The following is a 20,598-nucleotide window of genomic DNA, read 5'->3' as shown; positions in this document are numbered from 1 at the left end:
GGCCGGCGATCACGGGCTGCGATGCAGCGATGACACAGTGCAACCGTTGCAGGTGGTGCGCAGTCGCCCGGTAGGGCGTGACTGCGTGCCGCATGCGCGGGCGATATCTAGTTGGAAGCGGTGCGCTTGTCCGCCGCCGGTGCCATGGCCACCGCCTTGGCATCGACCGGCATGCCGGGCATGAAGATCTTCTGCACGCCATCGACCACCACGCGGTCGCCGGATGCCAGGCCGGTGCGCACGATCCGCAGCCCATCGGCGCTACGCCCGAGCTCCACATCGCGCCGCTGCGCCTTGCCGTCCTTGTCGACCACGTAGACGTACTTGCGGTCCTGGTCGGTCAGCACGGCCTTTTCGTCGACCAGCATGGCCTTGAACTGGCCGCTGCCCAACAGCTGGACATGCGCGTAGAGACCGGGGGTGAACTGACGCTGCGCATTGTCCAGCACCGCACGCACGCGGATGGTGCCGGTGCTGCGGGTCACCTGGTTGTCCAGGAAATCCACTCGACCGGTGTGCGGGAAGCCTTGTTCGCCCACCAGACCGATGCGTACCGGCAGCTGCCCGCCGCGTTCGTCCGGGCGCTCGCCGTTGCGGGCCATCTGCGAATACCGCAGGAATGTGCCTTCGTCGGCATCGAAATAGACGAACACCTTGTCCAGCGACACCAGGGTGGTCAGCACGCTGGCGCTGTCGCCGGCGGTGACCAGATTGCCGGCGGTGACCATCGCCCGCCCGGCGCGGCCGTCGATGGGCGCCCGCACGCGGCTCCAGTCCAGATTGAGTTTGGCGGTGTCCACGGCCGCCTGCGCGGCCAGCAGGTCGGCATCGGCCTGGTCGGCGGCGGCGCGGCGCTGCTCCCAGGTCTCGGTGGACAGGGCCTGCTGTTCGGACAGTTTGCGCGCGCGCGTGGCTTCGCTGCGGGCCAGGGCGGCCTGCGTCCGTGCACGTACCAGGGCGGCATTGGCACGCGCGAACTCGGCGCGATAGCTACGGTCGTCGATGCTGAAGAGCACATCGCCCTTCTTCACTTCCGCGCCTTCGGTGTAGTTCACCTTGTCGATGTAGCCGGACACCCGTGGGCGCAGTTCCACGCTTTCCACTGGCTCGATGCGGCCACTGAATTCGTCCCACTGGCTGATCTCCTTCATCAGCACCGGGGCGACGCTGACGCTCGGCGGGGGCGGTGCGCCGGTCTGCGCGGCACCGCCTCCGCAGGCGGCAAGCACCACCGCGAAGACAGCAGCCGTCAGGGCGGTGCGCATGGGAAAACGGAACGGGGTGGCGTTCGGAGTCATGGGGACGTCTCTCAAGTGGAAATAGGGTGATGCAGACCAGCCAGCCGGTCCGCCGAGGGGGCGACATGCGGACGACGGCTGACGGTCACGATGGGTTGCGCAGGCTGGCCTGGCCCGGCGATCAGGGAAACAGCAGCACGGCCGACATCCACGGCGCGAATCCATTCCGGACACGCCTCCCTGGCCCGGCCCGGCGTGCAAACCGGTTGCTCGACCGACAGCAGATGCACGCGGATGCCCAGCGGCTTGGCTTCCTCGTGCAGCACCTGGGCAAGCATGCGGGTCGCGGCGGCCGCCACCGAGAGATCGCCATGGGCCGACCAGGCGCGCAGTGCACAGGGGCTGCCGAGCAACAGATAGCGTCCGCCGCCATCGGCTTCGGCCAGCAGCGGTAGCAGGTGGCGCGCAGCGGCCAGGTGCGGCACCACATCGCGTTCCAGGCGGCGACGCAGCGCGCTGGCGGGCCGGTCCAGCAGGCGCCCTGCCTTGGGCGGACTGCCGAGGCTGGCGATGACCGCGCCCAGCGGGCGTGTGCGCTGGGCCAGTTCGGTGGCCAGATGCTGCGCGGACGCATCGTCGGCGACAGATCCCTGCACGGTATCCAGCAGAGGCGAGTCGCCATGCCGGGCGCGCAACCCCGCCAGTTTGGCCTTATCGCGTCCGATCGCCAGCACCGGCATGCCGGCATCGAGCAGCGCGGAAACGATGCCAGCGCCCACATTGCCGGCGCCACCAATCACGGCCGTTTCGAATTGAACCATCCCATTCATGGGACTTTCGTTCCCGACATCGGGACAATGTGACGTTGGATCCGACGTGCGGCCAGTCCAGTTCGCTGAAACGGCGCGCCGCCGGACTGCCGTTTCGGGGACGCGGCAAAATTGCGCGACACAGCCGAACGCGGGCCTTTGGCCGGCAAAACCACCGGATCGAAGGCGCTTTCGATCGCGCTGCGGGACTGGGAGGACAAACCGAGGACATCGCACAACCACATGGCCGTGCTCCTGCGTGGAGGGGGTGCTGCATAAGCTAGGCCTCAAAGCAGCACTTGATTAGTCCGGATTTAGGGGAATAATCGTCCCGCAAGCGGTCTAATCCCTCCTACCCCCGGAAGGCAGTCCATGACTCACGATCTCAACGACACCCTGATCTTCGTCAAGGTGGTCGAACAGGGCAGCTTCATCGCCGCCGCCAACGCGCTCGGCCTGCCCAAGACCACCGTCAGCCGCAAGGTGCAGGAACTGGAAACGCGCCTGGGCGCGCGCCTGTTGCACCGGACCACCCGCCGCATCGGGCTGACCGAGGCGGGCTCGGTGTATCACGAACACTGCCAACGTATCGCCCGGGAGCTGGAAGAAGCCGAAAGCGCGGTCGGACAGCTGCAGTCCGGCCCACGCGGCTGGCTGCGTTTCACCGTGCCGTATTCGCTGGGTATCACCTGGATCGCGCCGCTGCTGGGCGAATTCCATGCGCAATATCCGGAGATCCAGCTGGACATGCACCTGGGCAACGAGAAGCTGGACCTGATCGGCGGCGAAGCCGACCTGGCACTACGCGTCGGTGCCCTGCCCGATTCGAACCTGGTCGCGCGCAAACTCGGCAGCCTGCGCACGCAGGTGTTCGCCAGCCCGTCCTATATCGAACGCTATGGCGAGCCGCTGCATCCGGACGAACTGCAGTTCCACCGCACCCTGGCGCTGCGCAAGAACCGCAACGTGCACAACAATCGCTTCTTCTGGTCGCTCAGCGATGGCAGCAACCTGCGCGATTTCCCGGTCAATCCGCTGATGGTGGCCAACGATCCGGCAGCGCTCAATGGAGCGGTGCTATGCGGCGAAGGCCTGCTGCTGACCGGCGACGTGATGGCCAAACCGTTCGTGCAATCGGGCCTGGTGCGCCGCGTACTCGCCGGCTGGACGGGGCCGGAAGTGGACTTCAATGCGGTGTTCGCAGGCGGCAAGCTGGTGTCGCCCAAGGTCCGCGCCTTCGTGGACTTTCTGGTCACGCGCATGAACTTCGACGCCGATTACATGATGGCGCAATGCCCAGCGCGGCTTGCGGCGCAGAAGGCCCACAGCGAGGCGGAGGTGGAAGTCGAACTGGAAGCCGAGCGTGCGGAAGGCAAGCGCATTCTGGAACACGTGACTGCGTAAGTCTGACTGAGATGACGCACTGAGGAGATCCTTCTCCCACTGGGAGAAGGAAACTGGATCCAGCAAGCAGCACTTTGCGAACCGTGGGTCGACACCATGAAAACAGGCCGCTGTCGCGGCCTGTTTTCATGGTGCTGGGGCGCTGGCGAATCACTCGCCGTGCCACGCAGGATGACCGCCGCTCAACGCATACCGGTATTGCTGGCAGCAGCGCCTTCGGCACGCAACGGAATCAAGCGGATTTCGACACGGCGGTTCTGCGCACGACCGGCGTCGGTGCTGTTGTCGGCGATCGGGTAGCGCTTGCCGGCGCCCATGGTTTCCATGCGCTCCCGCTGCACGCCCTGCGCGGTGAGGTACTGCGCCACCGCGCCGGCACGTTCTTCCGACAGACGCTGGTTGACTGCGTCGCTGCCCACGCTATCGGTATGGCCCACCACTTCCACCATGGTCTGATTGTACTCGCGCAGCGTCGAGGCAACCCCGTTGAGCGCACTGTAGAACTGCGGCTTCAACGCAGACTTGCCAAAGTCGAAGGTGATGCCATCGGGCAGGTTCAAGGTGATGTTGTCGCCCTGGCGTTGCACGTCGATACCGGTGTTGGCGGTGCGCTCGCGCAGCGCGCGCTCCTGGCGATCCTGGTACTGGCCCACCGCCGCACCACTCAGCGCGCCGATACCGGCGCCGATCATCGCGTGCTGGCGACGCTCGGTGGCGCTGTCGCCGGTGAGCAGGCCCGCAGCCACACCGATGGCAGTGCCGATCAGCGCATTGCGGCCGGTGCGATTCTGCTGTTGCGTCTGATCGCCGTACTGATCGCGCTGCACGTACGAACCGCCGGTGGCGCAGGCCGACAATGCGATCGCGCTGGCCAGGGCAACGGCAAGACTCTTGGTGGCTGCTGAGGACATGGTGGTCTCCTATCGCCGGATCGTCCGGCACTCAATCGTGTCGGCGAGGATAAACAGCGCCGCGCGACTGCTACATGATGAAAACGCGGGTGGGACGCGCGCAGCTGGCTCTCCATTCAGGAAAACGTTTTCGCAGCGCTCTTGAGGACGCGCGATATCGATCGCCGCAGCCCCAGGGTCGTGGACGCGCGCGATCGCGCATGCCATCCGGCGACTGGGGCGGGTGGTCAGGCGCGGGTTCGCAGCGAATGCAATTGCCGCAGCGCAATCCGTCGCTCTCCATCAACTGCATCGACGAAGCGACATCCGGTGGCGGTGCACAGGCTCCCAGCGATCGCGCTCTACCGGGCGACAGCGTGCTTCCACCACGGCAACGTCCTAACCCCGCGTCTTCGCGTACGCCGCAAGAGCAGCGTCGCGTCCTTCGGCCAGCCCGATGATCGGCGAACGTGGATACTGCGGCGCCAGACGCACCAGCGACGCCGGATGCTGCCAGGGCGCGAAACGCTCCTTCACCGCGAGTTTGCCCAGCTCGGGCACCCAGCGCCTGATATAGGCAGCCTGCGGATCGAATTTTTCCGCCTGCGTCACCGGATTGAACACGCGAAAGTAGGGCGCAGCATCGGCACCGGTACCGGCCACCCATTGCCAACCGAGCGTGTTGTTGGCCAGGTCCGCATCCACCAGCGTGTCCCAGAACCAGCGCGCGCCTTCGATCCAGTGCATGCGCAGATGCTTGCACAGCAGACTGGCCACGATCATGCGCACGCGATTGTGCATCCAGCCGGTCTGCCAGAGCTGGCGCATGCCGGCATCGACGATGGGTATGCCGGTGCGGCCGCGTTGCCAGGCCTGTAGCGCGACCGGATCGACCTTGGCCCAGTCGAACCCTTCGAAGCGGGGATTGAGATTCTGGTTGGTGGTGTCCGGGAAGTGATGCAGCAGGTGGTAGGCGAAGTCGCGCCAGCCCAATTGGCGGATGTAGGCATCGACCTGCGCGCTATTGCGCGCATTGCGCTGCGCGTTCAATGCACTGGCGATGCGCCATGGCGCGATCTCGCCGAAGTGCAGATGCGGCGACAATTGCGAGGTGCCGACGCGGTCGGGCCGGTCACGATCGGCCTGATAGCCGGCAAGCGCGCCGTCGATGAAGATTTCCAGCATCTCGTGCGCCCCCGCCTCGCCGGGCTGCCAGTGCTCCCAGAAGCCCTGATCCCAGCTCAGCGCCGGCACCAGCCCCAAGGTTTCCAGCGCGTCGCTCTTCAGTCTGGCGGGCAGCGGCGGCAGGCTGCGCGGCGCCGGCACTGCGTCGGGCAACTGCAGCTGGGTCAGCGCATTGCGCCAGAACGGGGTGAACACCTTGTACGGGCCGCCCTGCTGGGTGGTCAATTGCCAGGGTTCGAGCAGCAGCGCGGCGTTGCAACTTTGCACTTCGATGCCACGCTCGCGCAGGTCGCGTTTGATCTGCGCATCGCGCGGCTGGGTGGCCGGCTCGTACTTGCGATTCCAGTACACCGCCACCGCGCCGGTCTGCTGGATCACCTCATCGAGCACCTGCGCACTGTTGCCGGCGCGGATCACCAGGCCGCTGCCCAGCGCGCGCAGGGACACGTCCAGCGACGCCAGCGAGCGATGCCGCCAACTGCGCGACGCCGCCCCCGGCGTCCACTCGCCTTCTTCGTGCGGCGCATCGATATAGAGCGGGATCGGATGGTGCCCGGCATCAAGTGCGGCACGCAGGGCCGGATTGTCTTCCAGGCGCAGATCGCGGCGGAACCAGACGATGGCGTATGACATGCGGACTCGGCAGCGGCGGCAAGGCTGCGCAGCATAAGCCAGCAGATGCAACGATGGCGCGATGCGGCGGCGGGCGTTTCTTGCCGGCAAGGACCCTGCAGCAAACCCTCGGCCTCGGTCGAGTGCGCGGTGCCCTCACCGCTCCAGACAGTTGGCTGGTGCTTTTTTGAAAGTTCTACGCACCGACCAACTTGACTGGTCCCTGCCCGCTCACCGTCGCGCACGCTCTATACCCGAAACATCCGCACCGTACCCGCGCAAAGCCGCCGCCCCTCCCCCGCGTAGCGGCGAGCGCAATCGTCATGTGATCGACGCCATGACCTGCCGCCTACTCGAAACTGCCCACCGAATCGTGCGCCAGATTGTCGAAGCGGGTGTATTCGCCGAAGAACTTGAGTTTGCACGAGCCGGTCGGGCCGCCGCGGTGCTTGCCGATGATGATCTCGGCCAGGCCCTTGTCCGGCGAGTTTTCCTTGTTGTAGTAGTCGTCGCGGTAGATGAACACGATCATGTCCGCGTCCTGCTCGATCGCGCCGGATTCGCGCAGGTCGGCCATCACCGGGCGCTTGTCGGTGCGGGTTTCCAGCGAGCGGTTGAGCTGCGACAAGGCGATCACCGGCACATTGAGTTCCTTGGCCAGACCCTTCAACGAGCGCGAAATTTCCGAAATTTCGGTGGCACGGTTTTCGCTGTTGCCCGGCACCGACATCAGCTGCAGGTAGTCGATGACGATCAGGCCCAGATCGTGTTCGCGCTTGAGTCGGCGGCACTTGGAACGCAGCACTTCCGGCGACACGCCTGGGGTGTCGTCGATGAAGATCTTGGTTTCCTTCAGCATCTTGATCGCGCCGGTCACGCGCGCCCAGTCCTCGTCTTCCAGCGCACCGGTACGCAGGCGCTGCGCGTTGATGCGGCCATTGGAAGAGATCAGGCGCATCGCCAGCTGCGATGCCGACATTTCCATCGAGAACACCGCCACGCCCTTCTTGGACTTGATCGCGGCGTACTCGGCGATGTTGAGCGCGAAGGTGGTCTTGCCCATGGCCGGGCGGGCGGCCAGGATGATCAGGTCGGTCGGCTGCAGGCCGGCGGTCATCGCATCGAAATCGTTGTAGCCGGTGGGCAGGCCGGTGATGTTGCCGCCGTTCTCGAAGCGGTTGCGCAGTTCTTCGAAGGCGTCCTTCAACGCACCGGGCATGGCCACGAAGTCGGTGCGCCCGCGCGCGCCCGCCTCGGCGATCTGGAACACGGCTTTTTCCGCGGCCGACAGCAGCTCCACGCTCTCGCGGCCTTCGGGCTGGAAACCATCGTTGACGATGGTGGTGCCCACCTCGATCAGCTGCCGCAGCACCGCCTTGTCGCGTACGATTTCCGCATAGGCAGTGATGTTGGCTGCCGACGGCGTGGTACTGGCCAGCTCGATCAGATAGGCGCCATCGCCCACCTGCTCCAGCTTGCCCTGCGATTCGAACCACTCGCCCAGGGTCACCGCATCGAACGGGCGATCCTTCTCCGCCAGCTCGCGGATGGCACGATAGATCAACCGGTGGTCGCGCCGGTAGAAGTCGTTCTCGGTGAGTTGATCGTTGACCCGGTCGAACGCCTCCGGTGCCAGCATCAGCCCGCCCAGCACCGCCTGCTCGGCCTCGACCGAGTGCGGCGGTACCCGCAGCTGATCGAGCCGCGGCTCGGGACGATCGTAATCGTCGTCGCGATCGCGATTGCGCTTGGAACGGAAACCAGGACGAGCGGACATGGACAAACAGACCTGACGCGGGAGACACGAGGGCAGGAAGCATAGTCATCGGCGCAGCCGACGACCATGCACAACTCTGTGGATAACTGGTGGACAGCCGGTGCATCGGCGTTGTAAGCCGCCCCTGTCGCATCGGCTGCGATCCTTGCCCCATCTGGCTCTGCGCGCACCGCCGCGTCTGCTGCGGCCGCGCCAGCGGACCGGCGCGTGCTGTGATCAACTCAGCGCTGCAGATGCCCGACCAGGCCCAAGTAGGCGTCGACGAAGCCCTGCAGGAACTTGCGGCTATCCGGATTGGCGATGCTGTCGTCCGGCCCGAACAGGCCATCCTTGTACTGCAGGAACACCTCCGGCTGGCCGAGCACATGCATGTTCAGATAGGCGAGCACGTTGCGCAGATGCTGCTGCGCGGTGGCGGTGCCGATCGCGCCGACCGAGATGCCGACCACGGCCGCCGGCTTGCCGGAGAACGCGCTGTCGCCGTAGGGGCGCGAGCCGGTGTCCAGCGCGTTCTTGAGCACTCCGGGGATCGAGCGGTTGTATTCGGGCGTCACGAACAGCACCGCGTCGGCAGCGCGGATCTGCTGCTTCAGACGCGTGCCTTCGGTCGGAAAGTCGCCGTCGCGATCCTGGTTGTAGAGCGGGATATCGCCGATCTCCACGTACTCGAACACCGCCTTGTCGCCGGCCAGATGTTCCAGCGCGCGTGCGAGCTGACGGTTGTACGACTCTTTGCGCAGGCTGCCGACCAGCACCGCGACGGTGATCTTGCTCATTGAACGCTCCATTGGGGACCAGTGCCGGACTCTAGTCGGCAATGCGCACACGAGCGGTGAAGCGGCTCGCTCAGCGACCGATCGCCGCGCGCTGCGCGCGCCAGTGCGCCTGCCAGGCCTGGAACATCAGCACCGTCCACAGATGCGTATGCCACTTGCGCTCGCCCCCGTTGAAGTCGCGCCATAGCCCGGCCACGGTGTCGGCAGCGAAGACTCCCTCGCATGCGAGCGTGCCGTGTGCCAGTAGATCGTCCGCCCAGCCGTTCAGATCCCCACGCAGCCAGGCGCTGACCGGCGCACCGAAGCCCCGCTTGCCGCGATAGACCATCGCATCGGGCAGATAGCGCCGCAGCACGCGCTTGAGCAGGTACTTGCTGACGCCGTCGCGGTACTTGAGCGACAACGGCAGCGACCAGGCGAACTCGGCCACGCGCCAGTCCAGCAGCGGCGCACGCGCTTCCAGGCCCACCGCCATGGTGGTCCGGTCCACCTTGCAGAGCAGATCGTCGGGCAGGTAGGCAGCGAAGTCGGCCAGCATCATCGCGTCGGCCGGCGTGCCCGACCCGTGCAACGGATCGGCCAGGCTGTAGAAGCTGTCCGGCTCGGTCGCGCCCAGGACCACGGCGGCCGGATCGCGCCAGCGCGAAATGCGGTTGCGGTAGATGTCGCCGATGCCGCGCGCGCCGGCCTCGGCCACCAACGCGGCCAGGCCGCCGGTGCGCGAGGACTCGCCGGCATTGCGCGCGGCCACCGCCATCAGCCGGCGCAGCGGACCCGGCACCAGCCCGTGCATGCGCCAGTTGCGCAACGCGCGCTGGTAGCGGCCATATCCGAAGAACAATTCGTCTCCGCCATCGCCGGACAGCGCCACCGTCACCCCACCGCGCGCCAGCCGCGCCACCAGCGCGGTGGGCACCTGCGAGGCATCGGCGAAGGGCTCGTCGAACATGTCCGGCAAGCCGGGCACCACCGCCAGCGCATCGGCGCCGCTGACGTAGAGCTCGGTGTGGTCGGTCTGCAGATGGGTGGCCACCTCGCGCGCCAGCGGCGCCTCGTCGTGATGCGAGCCCTCGAAGCCGATGCTGAAGGTATGCACCGGCTGCGCGCTCTGCGCCTGCATCATCGCGGTGACGATGGACGAATCGGTGCCGCCGGAAAGGAACACGCCCACCGGCACGTCGGCCACCATGCGCAGCGCCACCGCATCGCGCAGCACGCCGTCCAGCTGCTCTTCGGCCTGCGCCTCGGTGCCGGCGAACGGCGCCGCCAAGGCGCGCTGCATCGCTTCGCGGGCATTCCAGAATGGTTGCTGCGCCTGATCGGGGCGATGTGCGGCTGCCCCGGCGACCACGGTCTGCGCATCCATCCGCAGCACCCGGCCCGGCATCAGCTTGAAGGTACGCTCGTGGATGCAGGCCGGCGCCGGGATGTAGCCCAGCCGCAGCAACAGCGTCAGTGCGTTGCGGTCGACGCCGTTGTCGAAATCCGGATGCTGCCACAGCGCCTTGAGCTCGGAGCCGAACACCAGGGTGTCGCCGGCCCAGCCGTAGTACAGCGGCTTCTTGCCCACGCGATCGCGCGCCAGGAACAGGCAGTTGTCGCGCTCGTCCCACAGCGCGATGGCGAACATGCCGTTGCAACGGGCCAGGGTGTCGTCCAGCCCCCACTCCACCACGGCCGCCAGCAGCACCTCGGTATCGGAATGGCCACGAAAGCGATGCCCCAGCGCGGACAGGGCACCGCGCAATTGCGCGAAGTTGTAGATCTCGCCGTTATAGGCCAACACGTAGCGGCCATCGGCCGAGCGCATCGGCTGGTGCCCCAACGGCGACAGGTCCAGGATGCTAAGACGCTGATGCGCCAACGCCACGCCGGCCTGCGCGTCGCACCAGGTGCCTGCGTCGTCCGGGCCGCGGTGGCGCAATGCCGCGCCCATCGGCCGCACCAGAGCCTCGAGGTGTTCGCCATGCAGGCGCGGCGACGCCAGTAGCAGTCCTGCCAGTCCGCACATCGTCAGCGCCCCTGCGTGCCGGCGGGGAGGCCGGCGACCGCAGCCAGGCGCGCGCCTGGCTGTCGACCCGAATGCCTGGCATCCATCGGCGCGCGAGGACCACCCGACATCATCGACGCGGCCATCGTCCGGTCCCTGGCGACTGCGGCTGCACGGCTCATGCCGCAACCACCGCAGGCGCCGGCATCGCTACGAATCCGGGCAGCTGCTGCACGCGCTGCAGCCAGCCGCCGATCGCCGGCCAGCGCTGCAGGTCGAAGCCGCCATCTTCGGCGCAATGGGTATAGGCGAACAGCGCGATGTCGGCGATACCGTAATCGCTGCCGGTGAACCAGGCGTGCTGTTGCAGATGCTGGTCCATCACCGCCAGCGCCTGCTCACCGCGCACGCGCAGCTGCGGCAGTTCGCCGCGGCGCGCCGCATCGCGCGGTGTCCACAGGCTGATGAAACGCGCCACCGCCACGTACGGCTCGTGGCTGTACTGCTCGAAGAACATCCAGCTCAGCGCCTGCGCACGCTGCCACGCATCGGTCGGCAGGTACGGCGTGCCTTCGGCCAACCAGAACAGGATGGCATTGGATTCGGTCAGCACGCGGCCATCGTCGCGCTCGACCATCGGCACCTTACCGTTGGGATTCTTGGCCAGGTATCCGGGCGTACGGGTCTGACCGGCCACGCTGTCGACTTCCACCCAGTGGTAGCGGCTACCCAGTTGTTCCAGCAGCAGACGTACCTTGTAGCAGTTGCCGGAACTGGACATGCCATGGACGGTCAACGGGGGACGCACGGTCGACATCAAGCTGGCTCCACGGCAGCGATGGGGGGCTGGCAGTGTCACAGCCCCGGGGGTGTTTGCAAAGCCCTGCACCGATTCTGCGGCAAGGCCTCGCCGCGGTGCGTGCACCGCCGGCCGCGTGGCTCAGCGCATCACCACCAGCGCCACCGGCACACCCAGCACGGCGACCAGCATGCCCAGCACCGACACGGTCAATGCCAGCGCACCGAAGGCGCGCGCGCGGGTGCAGCCGGTGGCACCGGCAACCGCCTGGACCGCAGCGGTCGACCACCACAGCCCGCCGAGCAGCATCAGCAGCACCGCCATGGCCACCTGCGCCAGCCCGGCTGGATCGTGGACACCGGTCCCGAGCAGGACGCGATCGCCACCGAGCGCGGCCAGCGCCGCCAGCAGGCAGACCAGCCATGGCAACGCGCTGCCCAGCAGCGCCGGCAGCAACGCATCGAGCTGCGCCACGCCGCCCATCCAGCGCAGCATCCGCTGCAACAGCACGCAGCCCACCAGCGCACTGGCCAGCATGATCGCCACGGCGATGGCGTGCACCCACAGCGGCCGCGGCGACACCCACATCCAGCTCGAGAGCATCAGGATCAGGCCGAACACGCACCACGCGCTCCGGCGCGCGCCGGCCTGCATCTGCAGGCGCTGCGCAACCGCGTGCGGATCGAACAGCATCCCGCCCAAGCCCCCGCCGCGCCACCAGGCCAGGCATGCCAGCACCAGCACGATCAGCGCCAGCAGCCCCACCAGCGGATACTCCAGCGCACGCCAGTCGGCCGCTTGCATGCGCCGCTGCGGTTCGAAATCGTGATTGAAGTACAGCAGGTCGCGTGCGCGTTCCATGTCGGCTGCGGCGCGCGCCACCCCATCGGCGGGAATCCGGTCGGTGAAGCGCTGCCATTGACCGACGATGCGCAGACGCCCCTGGTGCATCGTGATCGTGCGCGAGAAGCGGAACCAGGGATTGGAGACGACCTGGGTCTGCGCTTTCAACCGCACCGGCGGATCGACCTGCACATCGATGGTCTGACGCGCCAGCTGCGGTCCGCCCAGCGCCAGCGGCGTTTTGCGCGCGCCCTTGGGCAGGGCATCCATCCAGTCGGCAAGCTGAAACAAGGGGAAGCCAACTTCGTCGCCCTCCTTGTCCGGCCATTGCAGCCGGTAGGTCTCGTGCGTGCGCACGTTCAACGCGTCGGCCGCGTCGATGGTCGGCGGCTCGACCTGGGTGAGCGCGGTGTAGTACTGCTGCATGAAGTCCAGGTACTGCTCGCCGACCGCCTGTGCGCCCTCGTTCTCGAAGCTGGCGGCCACGCGCTCGCCGCGGCCCTGCCGATACGTGGTATCGACGGTAAAGGTCGCCACACGCTGCGGTTTGCGCAACGACATCACGACGTCTTCGTGCACCTCGACCTGCGGCAATGCCGGCATCGGTGCCGGTACCTCGACCAAGGTCGCCTGTCCGGCCAACACCGGCAGTCCACGCACGAACGGCAGCGGCCGGCGCTGTGCCAGCGGGCCGTCCTCGCGGTCGCGGGTGGCATCCACCCAGACGGCGCCTTGCGGCAGATGCGCGCGCACCACGACATGATCGAACGCGTACGGGCTGGGCAGGCGCTTGTCCAGCACCCCACCCTTGTCGCTGCTGACCAGCACCGGCTCGGCGCGGATACCGGCCAGTTGCAGCAGGGCGACCAGCAAGGTCGCCTTGTCCTTGCAGTCGCCATAGCGGTTGCGCAGGGTCGCTTCCGGGGCATGCGGCGCGTGCGAGTTCTCGCCCATGTCCAGGCCGAGGTAGCGGATCTCGCCCTGGACGAAGGCCACCGCGCGCAGCAGCGCGCCTTGTGGGTCCTCGCGGCGCAGTTGCAGGCTCTGCGCCATGTCGGCAGCCACCTGCGCGTTCTGGAACCGGTCCGGATACAAGCGTGTCGCCCAGTCCGCCACCGCCGCCCAGCTGCCGGCGGTGGAGATCTCGATCATCCCGTACGGATCGATGTCGTCGGGCGCGTGTTTTTCCGGCCGCGCGGCCGCCACGTTGCTGGCCGCAATGTCCAGTGTCGCCACCGCACCGGCGGTGTCGAGCTTGCGACTGAATCCAGGCGCACTGATCCGCCACTGCAGCGCCATGCCGGCCGGGTAACGCAGGCGCACGCGGCGGTCGCCCAGGGGCACGCCGTAGCGCGCGTCGAATACATCGTAGTAGCCCTTGCCGAACACCGGATTGGAGCCGGTGACGGTGGTCGCATAATCGACCCGATCGCCGACCCGCAGATCGGGCACGGTAATCGACAGTGTCGAGGCGCCATCGAGCAAGCCATTCTCCAGCCCGCTCTCGCGGCGCAAGCGGGCGTAATGTGCGCGATCGCGCATATCGATGCGCCTGCCCTCGCGCCACACGTCCAGGCTGTTGAGCTCCAGGCGCTGGTAAAGCGGGTGGTAATCGATGGAGATCTGCCCGGCCTCGTCCAGGCTCCTGGCCTGCCGCACGGTGTAGCTCAGCCGTCGATACGCGCGCACTGCACGGCCGGTCAGATCGACCTGATCGGACACCAACTCGTAGCGCAACCCACCCGCGCCAGGCACCGCGGCGGGCACCGCATCGGACACCACCCAACCCGGTGCCGGCGCCATGCGCGGCGCATCGCTGGCCTGCGCGGGCGCGATCGTCGCCACCACAGCCACGCACAACATCCACATCACGCCACCCAGGCGTCGCTCCACCTCCCTGCCGATCAACGCCCGCTCCTTGTCAAAACGCGTTGAGTCCCGTCAACGCACGGCCCACCACCAGCTGATGCACGGTCTCGGTGCCCTCGTAGGTGATCACCGATTCCAGGTTCAGCGCGTGCCGGATCGCCACATGGTCGGTGGTGATGCCGGCCGCGCCGAGCAGGTCGCGGCAGTCGCGCGCCACGTCCAGCGCCATGCGGCAATTATTCCATTTCGCCAGCGAGATCTGTTCCGGCCGCACTGCGCCTGCGTCCTTCAGGCGGCCGAGCTGCAGCGCCAGCAACTGCGCGGTCGAAATCCGCCGCGCCATGTCGGCCAGCCGGATCTGCGCGCTTTGCGTGGCCGCCAGTGGCCGGCCGAACAGGATGCGCTCGCCCGCGTGGGCCAGCGCTTCGCGCAGGCAGGCCACCGCCGCACCGATCGCCCCCCAGGCAATGCCGTAACGCGCCTGACTGAGGCACCCCAAGGGCGCCTTCAGCCCGGCCGCGTCCGGCAGGCGCATCTGCTCGGGCACGAACACATTGTCCAGGAACAGTGCCGAGGTGACCGATGCGCGCAGACTCATCTTGTGCACGATGTCCTGCGCGCTGAATCCGGGGCTGTCGGTGGGGACCAGAAACCCGCGCACACCGTCGTCGGTGTGGGCCCAGATGATGGCCAACGCGGCGATGCTGCCGTTGGTGATCCACATCTTTGCGCCATTCAAACGCCAGCCGTCGCCCTCGCGCACCGCGCGCGTGCTCATCGCCGCCGGGTCCGAGCCGCCCTGCGCCTCGCTCAGGCCGAAACAGCCGATCACCCGACCCGCCGCCATCTCCGGCAACCAGCGCCGACGCTGCTCGTCGCTGCCATAGGCGTGGATGGGATACATGCACAGCGAGGACTGCACGCTGACGAAACTGCGCAGGCCGCTGTCGCCACGTTCCAGTTCCTGGCAGATCAGCCCGTAGGACACCGCGCCCAATCCCGCACCGCCGACCTCTGCCGGCAGGCTGGCACCCAGCAAGCCAAGCGCTGCCAGCTCCGGCACCCATTCGCGCGGGAAGCGCCCCGCGTCGAAGGCGGCACCGATCGCCGGCAGCACACGGGCATCGGTAAAGCGCGCCACCGCGTCCTGCACGGCCCGCTCGTCCTCGCTCAGCAGCGCGCGCACATCGAACATGTCATCGCAACGCACCGGCATCTCCGCTCCTCGCATCAGAAGGCGCCGATTATCTGCCACTTGCCGGCCCGGTGGCGCGCCGTAGCCGTTGGCGGTTCCCGGCGCAAAAAAAGAGCCGGCGGCGCCGGCTCTTTCTTCTGCAATGCTTCCAGTCCGATTACTGGCGGCTGGTGCCCATCTCGTCGCGGCGGAAGCCCGCGTCGCCGGCTGCCGAGGCCGTCTGGGTGACCAGCTGACCATCGACCACCGGCAGACGATCACTGGTCGGCCGATCATTCATGCGCACGGTCTTCTCGAAACCGTCGTAGCGGTAGGTCACGTCGTAGCCCACCGTGTTGTCGGCATCGCCCAGCGAGATGCGCTCGCCCGGCTTGCTGTCCATCCGCATGGTGCCGGTGGTGCCATCGGCGTTGCGGTAGGTCACGTCGTAGCCCACCACGCGCGAGGACTGCGAATTGGCGTTCTCGGTATGGCACTGGCGTTCGGTACGGTCGACCACGCGTCCGCCGACATGATTACGGTCGACCCGGTTGCCGATGAAGCCGCCACCCACTGCACCCGCAGCGGTCGCCAGCTTGCGACCGTTGCCGCCGCCCACCTGGTTGCCGATCAGACCGCCGATGACGGCGCCAGCCACGGTGCCGCCGACGTTGCCGTCGCGCTCGGGCAGCCGTTCCTGCACGACCACGTCGCGGCAGACTTCGCGCGGCGACGAGCTGGTGGTGGTTTCGCGGATCGCGCTGCTGTTGATCACCTGCGCATACTGCGGCTCGCGCTGGGTGATCGGTGCCACCTTGACCACGTCGGCGTATTCCAGGCCACGCGGAGCCGGCTGGCCGTTGGCGACGAAATCGCCGGAGGACGGACGATTGTTCATGAAGGCCGCAGTGGCAACGCCCCCGACCAGCAAGGCACCGGCAGCGACCAGTATAGTTGTCGTATTGCTCTTCATGACCAGCTCCCTGCGGACCCGCCGCGTTGTTGACGGCGTGATTCCAGCATGGGAACCCTGAACGAAAACGCGCTCGCTCATGAACGCGGCGGTTAAGTTCAGCTAGCGGTTACTTCATGCACTTCTAACAGCAGGAGCCGAGGCATGCCGAAACCATTGACCGCACGCGCGCTGGAGTGGGCCGGCCGACTGCGCTACCCCACACTGTTCAAGTTGGCGGCGATCCTGTTCGCGGTGGACCTGTTGTTGCCCGATCCGCTGCCTTTCCTGGACGAACTGCTGTTCGGCCTCACGACACTGCTGCTGGCGAACTGGAAAACCCGCAAAGCGCCGCTCCCCGCAGCGTCGCGCCACAGCTGATGGAACTGGTCGACAGCCACTGCCATCTGGACGCCGGCGAATTCGACCACGACCGCGCCGCAGTCATCGCCCGCGCACGCGCGGCCGGCGTGGTGCAACAGGTGGTGCCGGCCATCAGCGCCGCCAGCTGGACGGGCCTACGCGCGGTCTGCGCGCAGGCACCCGGGCTGCATGCGGCCTATGGCCTGCATCCGATCTTCCTGGATCAACATCGTCCCGAGCATCTGGAGGTCCTGGCCGACTGGATCGAGCGCGAGCGCCCCTGCGCCATCGGCGAGTGCGGGCTGGATTACTACCTGGATGGCCTGGATGCGCAGGCGCAGCGCAGCTATTTCGATGGCCAGCTGCAACTGGCCAAACGGTACGACCTGCCGTTGATCGTGCATGCACGTCGTGCCACCGAAGAGGTCATCGCCCGCATCAAGGCGGTCGGCGGCCTGCGCGGCGTGGTGCACAGCTTTGCCGGCAGTCCGGAACAGGCCCGGCAACTGTGGAACCTGGACTTCCTGATCGGCCTCGGCGGGCCGGTCACCTATCCACGGGCCAATCGCCTGCGCGGCCTGGCGGCGAGCATGCCGCTGCGCTATCTGCTGCTGGAAACCGATGCACCCGACCAACCCGACGCAGGCAATCGCGGCCAGCGCAATGAGCCGGCCTTTCTGCGCACGGTGCTGGATTGCATCGCGCAACTACGCGGGGACGATGCCGCCAGCGTCGCCGCACAGACGACGGCCAACGCACGCAGCTTGTTCGGCTTGCCGGCGGCGTGAGGCCACCGGGCGTTACGCCCGGCGATTTACGATGCCGCGGCAATGCCAGCCGACGGGCTGATCGCGCCAGCCTTCGACTTGGGTTTGAGCAGCATCTCCAACGCCTTGCCCACCGCCACGAACGCGAAGGTACCGGTGATATGCGTGGCCGCTCCCAGCCCGGCACCGCAATCGAGCTTGAGCGTGGCATCGGCATCGAGTTGCGGGCGAATGCCGCACACGCTGCCGTCGGCCTGCGGATACTTGACGTTCTCCAGCGAATACACCGCCGGCACGCCGAAGTAGCGTTGCGGGTTCTTGGGGAAGTTGAACTCGCTGCGCAGCTTTTTGCGGATCAGTGCCAGCATCGCATCGTGCTCGGTACGCGAGACGTCGCGCACCCGCACCAGGGTGGGATCGGTGCGTCCGCCAGCAGCACCCACGGTCAGCAGCGGCAGCTTGCGCCGACGGCACCACGCAATGGTTTCCACCTTGACCCGGAAGCTGTCGCAGGCATCGATCACCAGATCGAAGCCATCGCCCAGCAGGGTGTCGATATTGCCGGCGGTGAGGAAGGACTCCACCGCTTCGGCGTCCATCTCCGGATTGATCGCCACGCAGCGTTCGGCCATTGCCTGCGCCTTGTTGCGCCCATACTGCCCGGCCAATGCCGGCAGTTGCCGATTGGTGTTGGACACGCACAGATCGTCGGCATCGATCAGGCGCAGATGGCCCACGCCCGTGCGTGCCAGCGCCTCCACCACCCACGAGCCCACGCCACCCATGCCGACCACAGCCACGCGGCAGGCGGCCAGGCGCTCCACCGTGCCGACTCCATACAGCCGGTCGATACCGGCAAAGCGTTCACGCCATTGTGCTTTCATCGACTTATTTTACGCGCGCCATCCGCGGCGCGTCCGCCCAACCGCCCGCCTTGCTGCCGGAGCACGCGACATGACCGACTCCCCTGCCCCTCAATCGCGCGCGGCGCGCTACGCCTTCATGCTGGTGCTGGGCGTGCTGATCGGACTGGTGGCAACGGTGATGGTGGCGCGCGTGCTGCAGGCCCGACGCGACCCGATCCCCGACAGCCTGATGCAGGTGATGGACTATCAACTGCGCGCGCTGCGGCTGCCCCCCGGCAGCGCATGCACGCCGGCGCAGCAACAATCGCGGGTGCGCACCTTGCGCCTGCTTGCCGCCGACCTGGAGCCTGCGTTCGCAGGCCTGGGAGAGGACCGCCGCTTTGGCGAGCACGCCCAGGCCCTGCGTGCGGTACTCGACCGCGCCCAGGCCATGCGCGCGGCCGATTGCGCGGCCTTGGCCGATCTGCACGACCAGGTCGCCGCGGCCTGCGATGCCTGTCATCGCGATTTCCGGTGAAGCCGACGCTCGGGTTTCGTTAAGCCTGGAGTGACCCAGTTGGCAGACCGTTCACCCGGACCATCACAGGATGACGTCGCCGCGGCCTCGACCGCCTTCAGAACCACCCCGGAGACACCACGATGAAGACCCGACTGCTCGTTATCGGCCTGGCTGCAACCGCAACCCTGGTTGGCTGCGCCACCTCTCAACCTCAGTACGGCAGCTATCGCGGCGATCGCGGCTATGACCGGGGTTACTCGCAGCCTGCACCACGCTGTGTGGATTGCGGCATCGTGACCCGCATCGACGAAGTCGGCCCCACCCGCACGGCCCCGACCGGTACCGGTGCAGTGCTGGGTGGCATCGTGGGCGCGGTGGCCGGCCGCCAGATCTCCAAGGAGACCGGCGGCAGCAAGGGCAACAAGAATGTCTCGGCCGTCGCCGGCGCGGCGGCTGGCGCGCTGGCCGGTAATGCCATCCAGAACAACGTCACCAGTTCCAGCTTCGATGTGCAGGTGCGTATGGACGACGGCCGCGTGATCGTGGTGAATCAGCGCGACCTGGCCGGCGTGCGCGAAAACGCCTATGTGCGGGTGGTCAACGGCCGCGTCGTGCTGCGCTGATCGGAACCAGCGTCGGCGATACACAGCAAAAAGGCCCGGTGACGGGCCTTTTTGCTATCTGCGATACCAGTGACCGATCGTGCGGTTCAAACCACCTGCACCGCATCGGCCTGCAGTCCCTTCTGTCCCTGCACAACGGTGAAGCTGACCTTCTGCCCCTCCTTGAGACTCTTGAAGCCCTGGATCTGGATCGCGCGAAAATGCACGAAAACATCTTCGCCGTTCTCGCGGCTGATGAATCCAAAGCCTTTGGCATCGTTGAACCACTTCACGACACCGTGTTCGCGTTCGATGTTGGACATCTCGACTGACTCCCTACGACACTGTGATGGACTGGCGGTGGTGGCTGTGATTGCAAGGAGGAAGCGAGGTACGAGGATGTAGCGGATCGGCCGATCTACCCATCAGGCCACGATTCACGGTGACCTTTGCAAACAGCAGCGGCTGCAACTTAACCCGCGCAAAACCAATTTTCAAGCACCCCTTGTGCAATCCCATCAAGTCTGAAATAGGACATTTTCGAAGCATTATGGATATCACCGTCGTCTACTACGTGTTGGCCGTAGCACTGGTGCTGGTGGGCCTGGCCGGGGTGATCCTGCCCGCGTTGCCCGGCTTGCCACTGGTCTTTGCCGGGTTGCTGCTGGCGGCCTGGGCCGACGGCTTCGCTCACGTGGGATGGATCCCATTGCTCGTTCTCGGGCTGATCACTGGGCTGTCGTTCCTGATCGACTTTCTGGCCACCGTGTACGGCGCCCGCCGCGTGGGTGCCAGCAAGGCCGCATTGTGGGGATCGGTGATCGGTGCGTTCGCCGGACTGCTGTTCATGCCCATCGGCTTGTTCGTCGGGCCATTCGCCGGTGCCTGGCTGGGCGAATACCTGCAGACGCGCAAGACCGATCGAGCCACCAAGGTCGGGGTCGGCACGTGGCTGGGCATCGTCTTGGGCACTGCCACCAAGCTGGCATTGGGGCTATGCATGCTCGGCGTGTTCGCGATCGCCTGGTTTTTTTGAGGCATCACGCGCCGTGCTCGCCACGCGCTCATCTGGGCGCGGGCGATAAACGACCCAGCATCGCTCACTAGCGCTCGCTGCGGCTGCACCCCAGGCGGGTGTTATGCCGCCGTATACACACTGCGTATGCAGACGCGACCGTTAAGC

At 66.8% G+C, this 20,598-nt stretch carries 20 protein-coding genes; 6 read left to right on the top strand and 14 right to left on the bottom strand.

Going from position 1 to position 20,598, the window contains the following annotated elements:
- Nucleotides 1-107: 107 nt before the first annotated feature.
- From LL962_RS07420 to LL962_RS20965, 3 genes are read right to left on the bottom strand one after another with little or no spacing between them, the layout of a single operon-like run.
- Complete coding sequence (locus tag LL962_RS07420; RefSeq protein ID WP_104587993.1) at nucleotides 108-1,298, bottom strand: efflux RND transporter periplasmic adaptor subunit; 1,191 nt, start codon at nucleotides 1,296-1,298, stop codon at nucleotides 108-110.
- A gap of 11 nt (nucleotides 1,299-1,309) precedes the next feature.
- Nucleotides 1,310-2,068, bottom strand: a complete 759-nt coding sequence (locus tag LL962_RS07415; protein ID WP_104587994.1) for an SDR family oxidoreductase — start codon at nucleotides 2,066-2,068, stop codon at nucleotides 1,310-1,312.
- Nucleotides 2,065-2,292: a hypothetical protein gene (locus LL962_RS20965; protein WP_329957058.1), complete on the bottom strand. Its 228-nt coding sequence runs from the start codon at nucleotides 2,290-2,292 to the stop codon at nucleotides 2,065-2,067. Before LL962_RS20965 ends, LL962_RS07415 begins: the two co-directional genes overlap by 4 nt.
- A 127-nt stretch (nucleotides 2,293-2,419) precedes the next feature.
- Here LL962_RS20965 and LL962_RS07410 point away from each other — a divergent pair, with 127 nt between their 5' ends.
- Nucleotides 2,420-3,451, top strand: coding sequence for a LysR family transcriptional regulator (locus tag LL962_RS07410; RefSeq protein ID WP_104587996.1), 1,032 nt, complete (start codon nucleotides 2,420-2,422; stop codon nucleotides 3,449-3,451).
- 182 nt (nucleotides 3,452-3,633) lie between these two features.
- Here the strand turns inward: LL962_RS07410 and LL962_RS07405 are convergent, their stop codons facing one another.
- From LL962_RS07405 to LL962_RS07365, 9 genes are all read right to left on the bottom strand, one after another.
- On the bottom strand, nucleotides 3,634-4,362 hold the full coding sequence (locus LL962_RS07405) for an OmpA family protein (RefSeq protein ID WP_104587997.1): 729 nt from the start codon (nucleotides 4,360-4,362) through the stop codon (nucleotides 3,634-3,636).
- 378 nt (nucleotides 4,363-4,740) lie between these two features.
- The gene (locus LL962_RS07400; protein WP_228316457.1) at nucleotides 4,741-6,159 is read right to left on the bottom strand and encodes a cryptochrome/photolyase family protein; all 1,419 of its coding nucleotides are present in this window, start codon (nucleotides 6,157-6,159) and stop codon (nucleotides 4,741-4,743) included.
- A 328-nt stretch (nucleotides 6,160-6,487) separates the two neighbouring features.
- Nucleotides 6,488-7,915 carry a replicative DNA helicase gene (locus LL962_RS07395; protein ID WP_228316456.1) on the bottom strand — a complete coding sequence of 476 codons (1,428 nt, stop codon included), beginning with the start codon at nucleotides 7,913-7,915 and terminating at the stop codon, nucleotides 6,488-6,490.
- Between the two features lie 221 nt (nucleotides 7,916-8,136).
- The gene (locus LL962_RS07390; protein ID WP_228316455.1) at nucleotides 8,137-8,691 is read right to left on the bottom strand and encodes an NADPH-dependent FMN reductase; all 555 of its coding nucleotides are present in this window, start codon (nucleotides 8,689-8,691) and stop codon (nucleotides 8,137-8,139) included.
- A 70-nt stretch (nucleotides 8,692-8,761) separates the two neighbouring features.
- Nucleotides 8,762-10,702, bottom strand: coding sequence for an asparagine synthase (glutamine-hydrolyzing) (gene asnB, locus LL962_RS07385; RefSeq protein ID WP_228316454.1), 1,941 nt, complete (start codon nucleotides 10,700-10,702; stop codon nucleotides 8,762-8,764).
- A 157-nt stretch (nucleotides 10,703-10,859) separates the two neighbouring features.
- Nucleotides 10,860-11,498, bottom strand: a complete 639-nt coding sequence (locus LL962_RS07380; RefSeq protein WP_228316453.1) for a glutathione S-transferase family protein — start codon at nucleotides 11,496-11,498, stop codon at nucleotides 10,860-10,862.
- Nucleotides 11,499-11,621: 123 nt separating this feature from the next.
- Nucleotides 11,622-14,186: a DUF3857 domain-containing protein gene (locus LL962_RS07375; protein WP_228316470.1), complete on the bottom strand. Its 2,565-nt coding sequence runs from the start codon at nucleotides 14,184-14,186 to the stop codon at nucleotides 11,622-11,624.
- 58 nt (nucleotides 14,187-14,244) lie between these two features.
- Nucleotides 14,245-15,408 (bottom strand): acyl-CoA dehydrogenase family protein, encoded by a 1,164-nt coding sequence (locus LL962_RS07370; RefSeq protein ID WP_104588004.1) that lies wholly within the window; start codon nucleotides 15,406-15,408, stop codon nucleotides 14,245-14,247.
- Between the two features lie 136 nt (nucleotides 15,409-15,544).
- A complete protein-coding gene (locus tag LL962_RS07365; protein WP_228316452.1) occupies nucleotides 15,545-16,339 on the bottom strand; it encodes a glycine zipper 2TM domain-containing protein in 795 nt (264 codons plus the stop codon).
- 144 nt (nucleotides 16,340-16,483) lie between these two features.
- On the opposite strand from LL962_RS07365, the gene LL962_RS07360 reads away from it, so the two are divergent.
- Both LL962_RS07360 and LL962_RS07355 read left to right on the top strand, forming a co-directional pair.
- Nucleotides 16,484-16,699, top strand: a complete 216-nt coding sequence (locus LL962_RS07360; protein ID WP_228316451.1) for a DUF6116 family protein — start codon at nucleotides 16,484-16,486, stop codon at nucleotides 16,697-16,699.
- Nucleotides 16,699-17,469 (top strand): TatD family hydrolase, encoded by a 771-nt coding sequence (locus LL962_RS07355; protein ID WP_104588007.1) that lies wholly within the window; start codon nucleotides 16,699-16,701, stop codon nucleotides 17,467-17,469. Before LL962_RS07360 ends, LL962_RS07355 begins: the two co-directional genes overlap by 1 nt.
- A gap of 26 nt (nucleotides 17,470-17,495) precedes the next feature.
- Here the strand turns inward: LL962_RS07355 and LL962_RS07350 are convergent, their stop codons facing one another.
- On the bottom strand, nucleotides 17,496-18,332 hold the full coding sequence (locus LL962_RS07350; RefSeq protein ID WP_228316450.1) for a tRNA threonylcarbamoyladenosine dehydratase: 837 nt from the start codon (nucleotides 18,330-18,332) through the stop codon (nucleotides 17,496-17,498).
- A 70-nt stretch (nucleotides 18,333-18,402) separates the two neighbouring features.
- Here LL962_RS07350 and LL962_RS07345 point away from each other — a divergent pair, with 70 nt between their 5' ends.
- Complete coding sequence (locus LL962_RS07345) at nucleotides 18,403-18,831, top strand: hypothetical protein (protein ID WP_228316449.1); 429 nt, start codon at nucleotides 18,403-18,405, stop codon at nucleotides 18,829-18,831.
- Between the two features lie 122 nt (nucleotides 18,832-18,953).
- Nucleotides 18,954-19,436, top strand: a complete 483-nt coding sequence (locus LL962_RS07340) for a glycine zipper 2TM domain-containing protein (protein WP_104588010.1) — start codon at nucleotides 18,954-18,956, stop codon at nucleotides 19,434-19,436.
- An 86-nt stretch (nucleotides 19,437-19,522) separates the two neighbouring features.
- Here LL962_RS07340 and LL962_RS07335 read toward each other — a convergent pair whose 3' ends face one another.
- Nucleotides 19,523-19,738: a cold-shock protein gene (locus LL962_RS07335; RefSeq protein ID WP_104588011.1), complete on the bottom strand. Its 216-nt coding sequence runs from the start codon at nucleotides 19,736-19,738 to the stop codon at nucleotides 19,523-19,525.
- A 227-nt stretch (nucleotides 19,739-19,965) separates the two neighbouring features.
- Here LL962_RS07335 and LL962_RS07330 point away from each other — a divergent pair, with 227 nt between their 5' ends.
- Complete coding sequence (locus LL962_RS07330) at nucleotides 19,966-20,451, top strand: DUF456 domain-containing protein (RefSeq protein WP_228316448.1); 486 nt, start codon at nucleotides 19,966-19,968, stop codon at nucleotides 20,449-20,451.
- Nucleotides 20,452-20,598 lie beyond the last annotated feature (147 nt).

This window comes from Xanthomonas sp. NCPPB 1067, assembly GCF_020783795.1.
GTDB lineage: Bacteria > Pseudomonadota > Gammaproteobacteria > Xanthomonadales > Xanthomonadaceae > Xanthomonas > Xanthomonas melonis.
The sequence above is the reverse complement of the archived record's forward strand: the minus strand, read 5'-3'. Positions and strand labels throughout refer to the sequence as shown.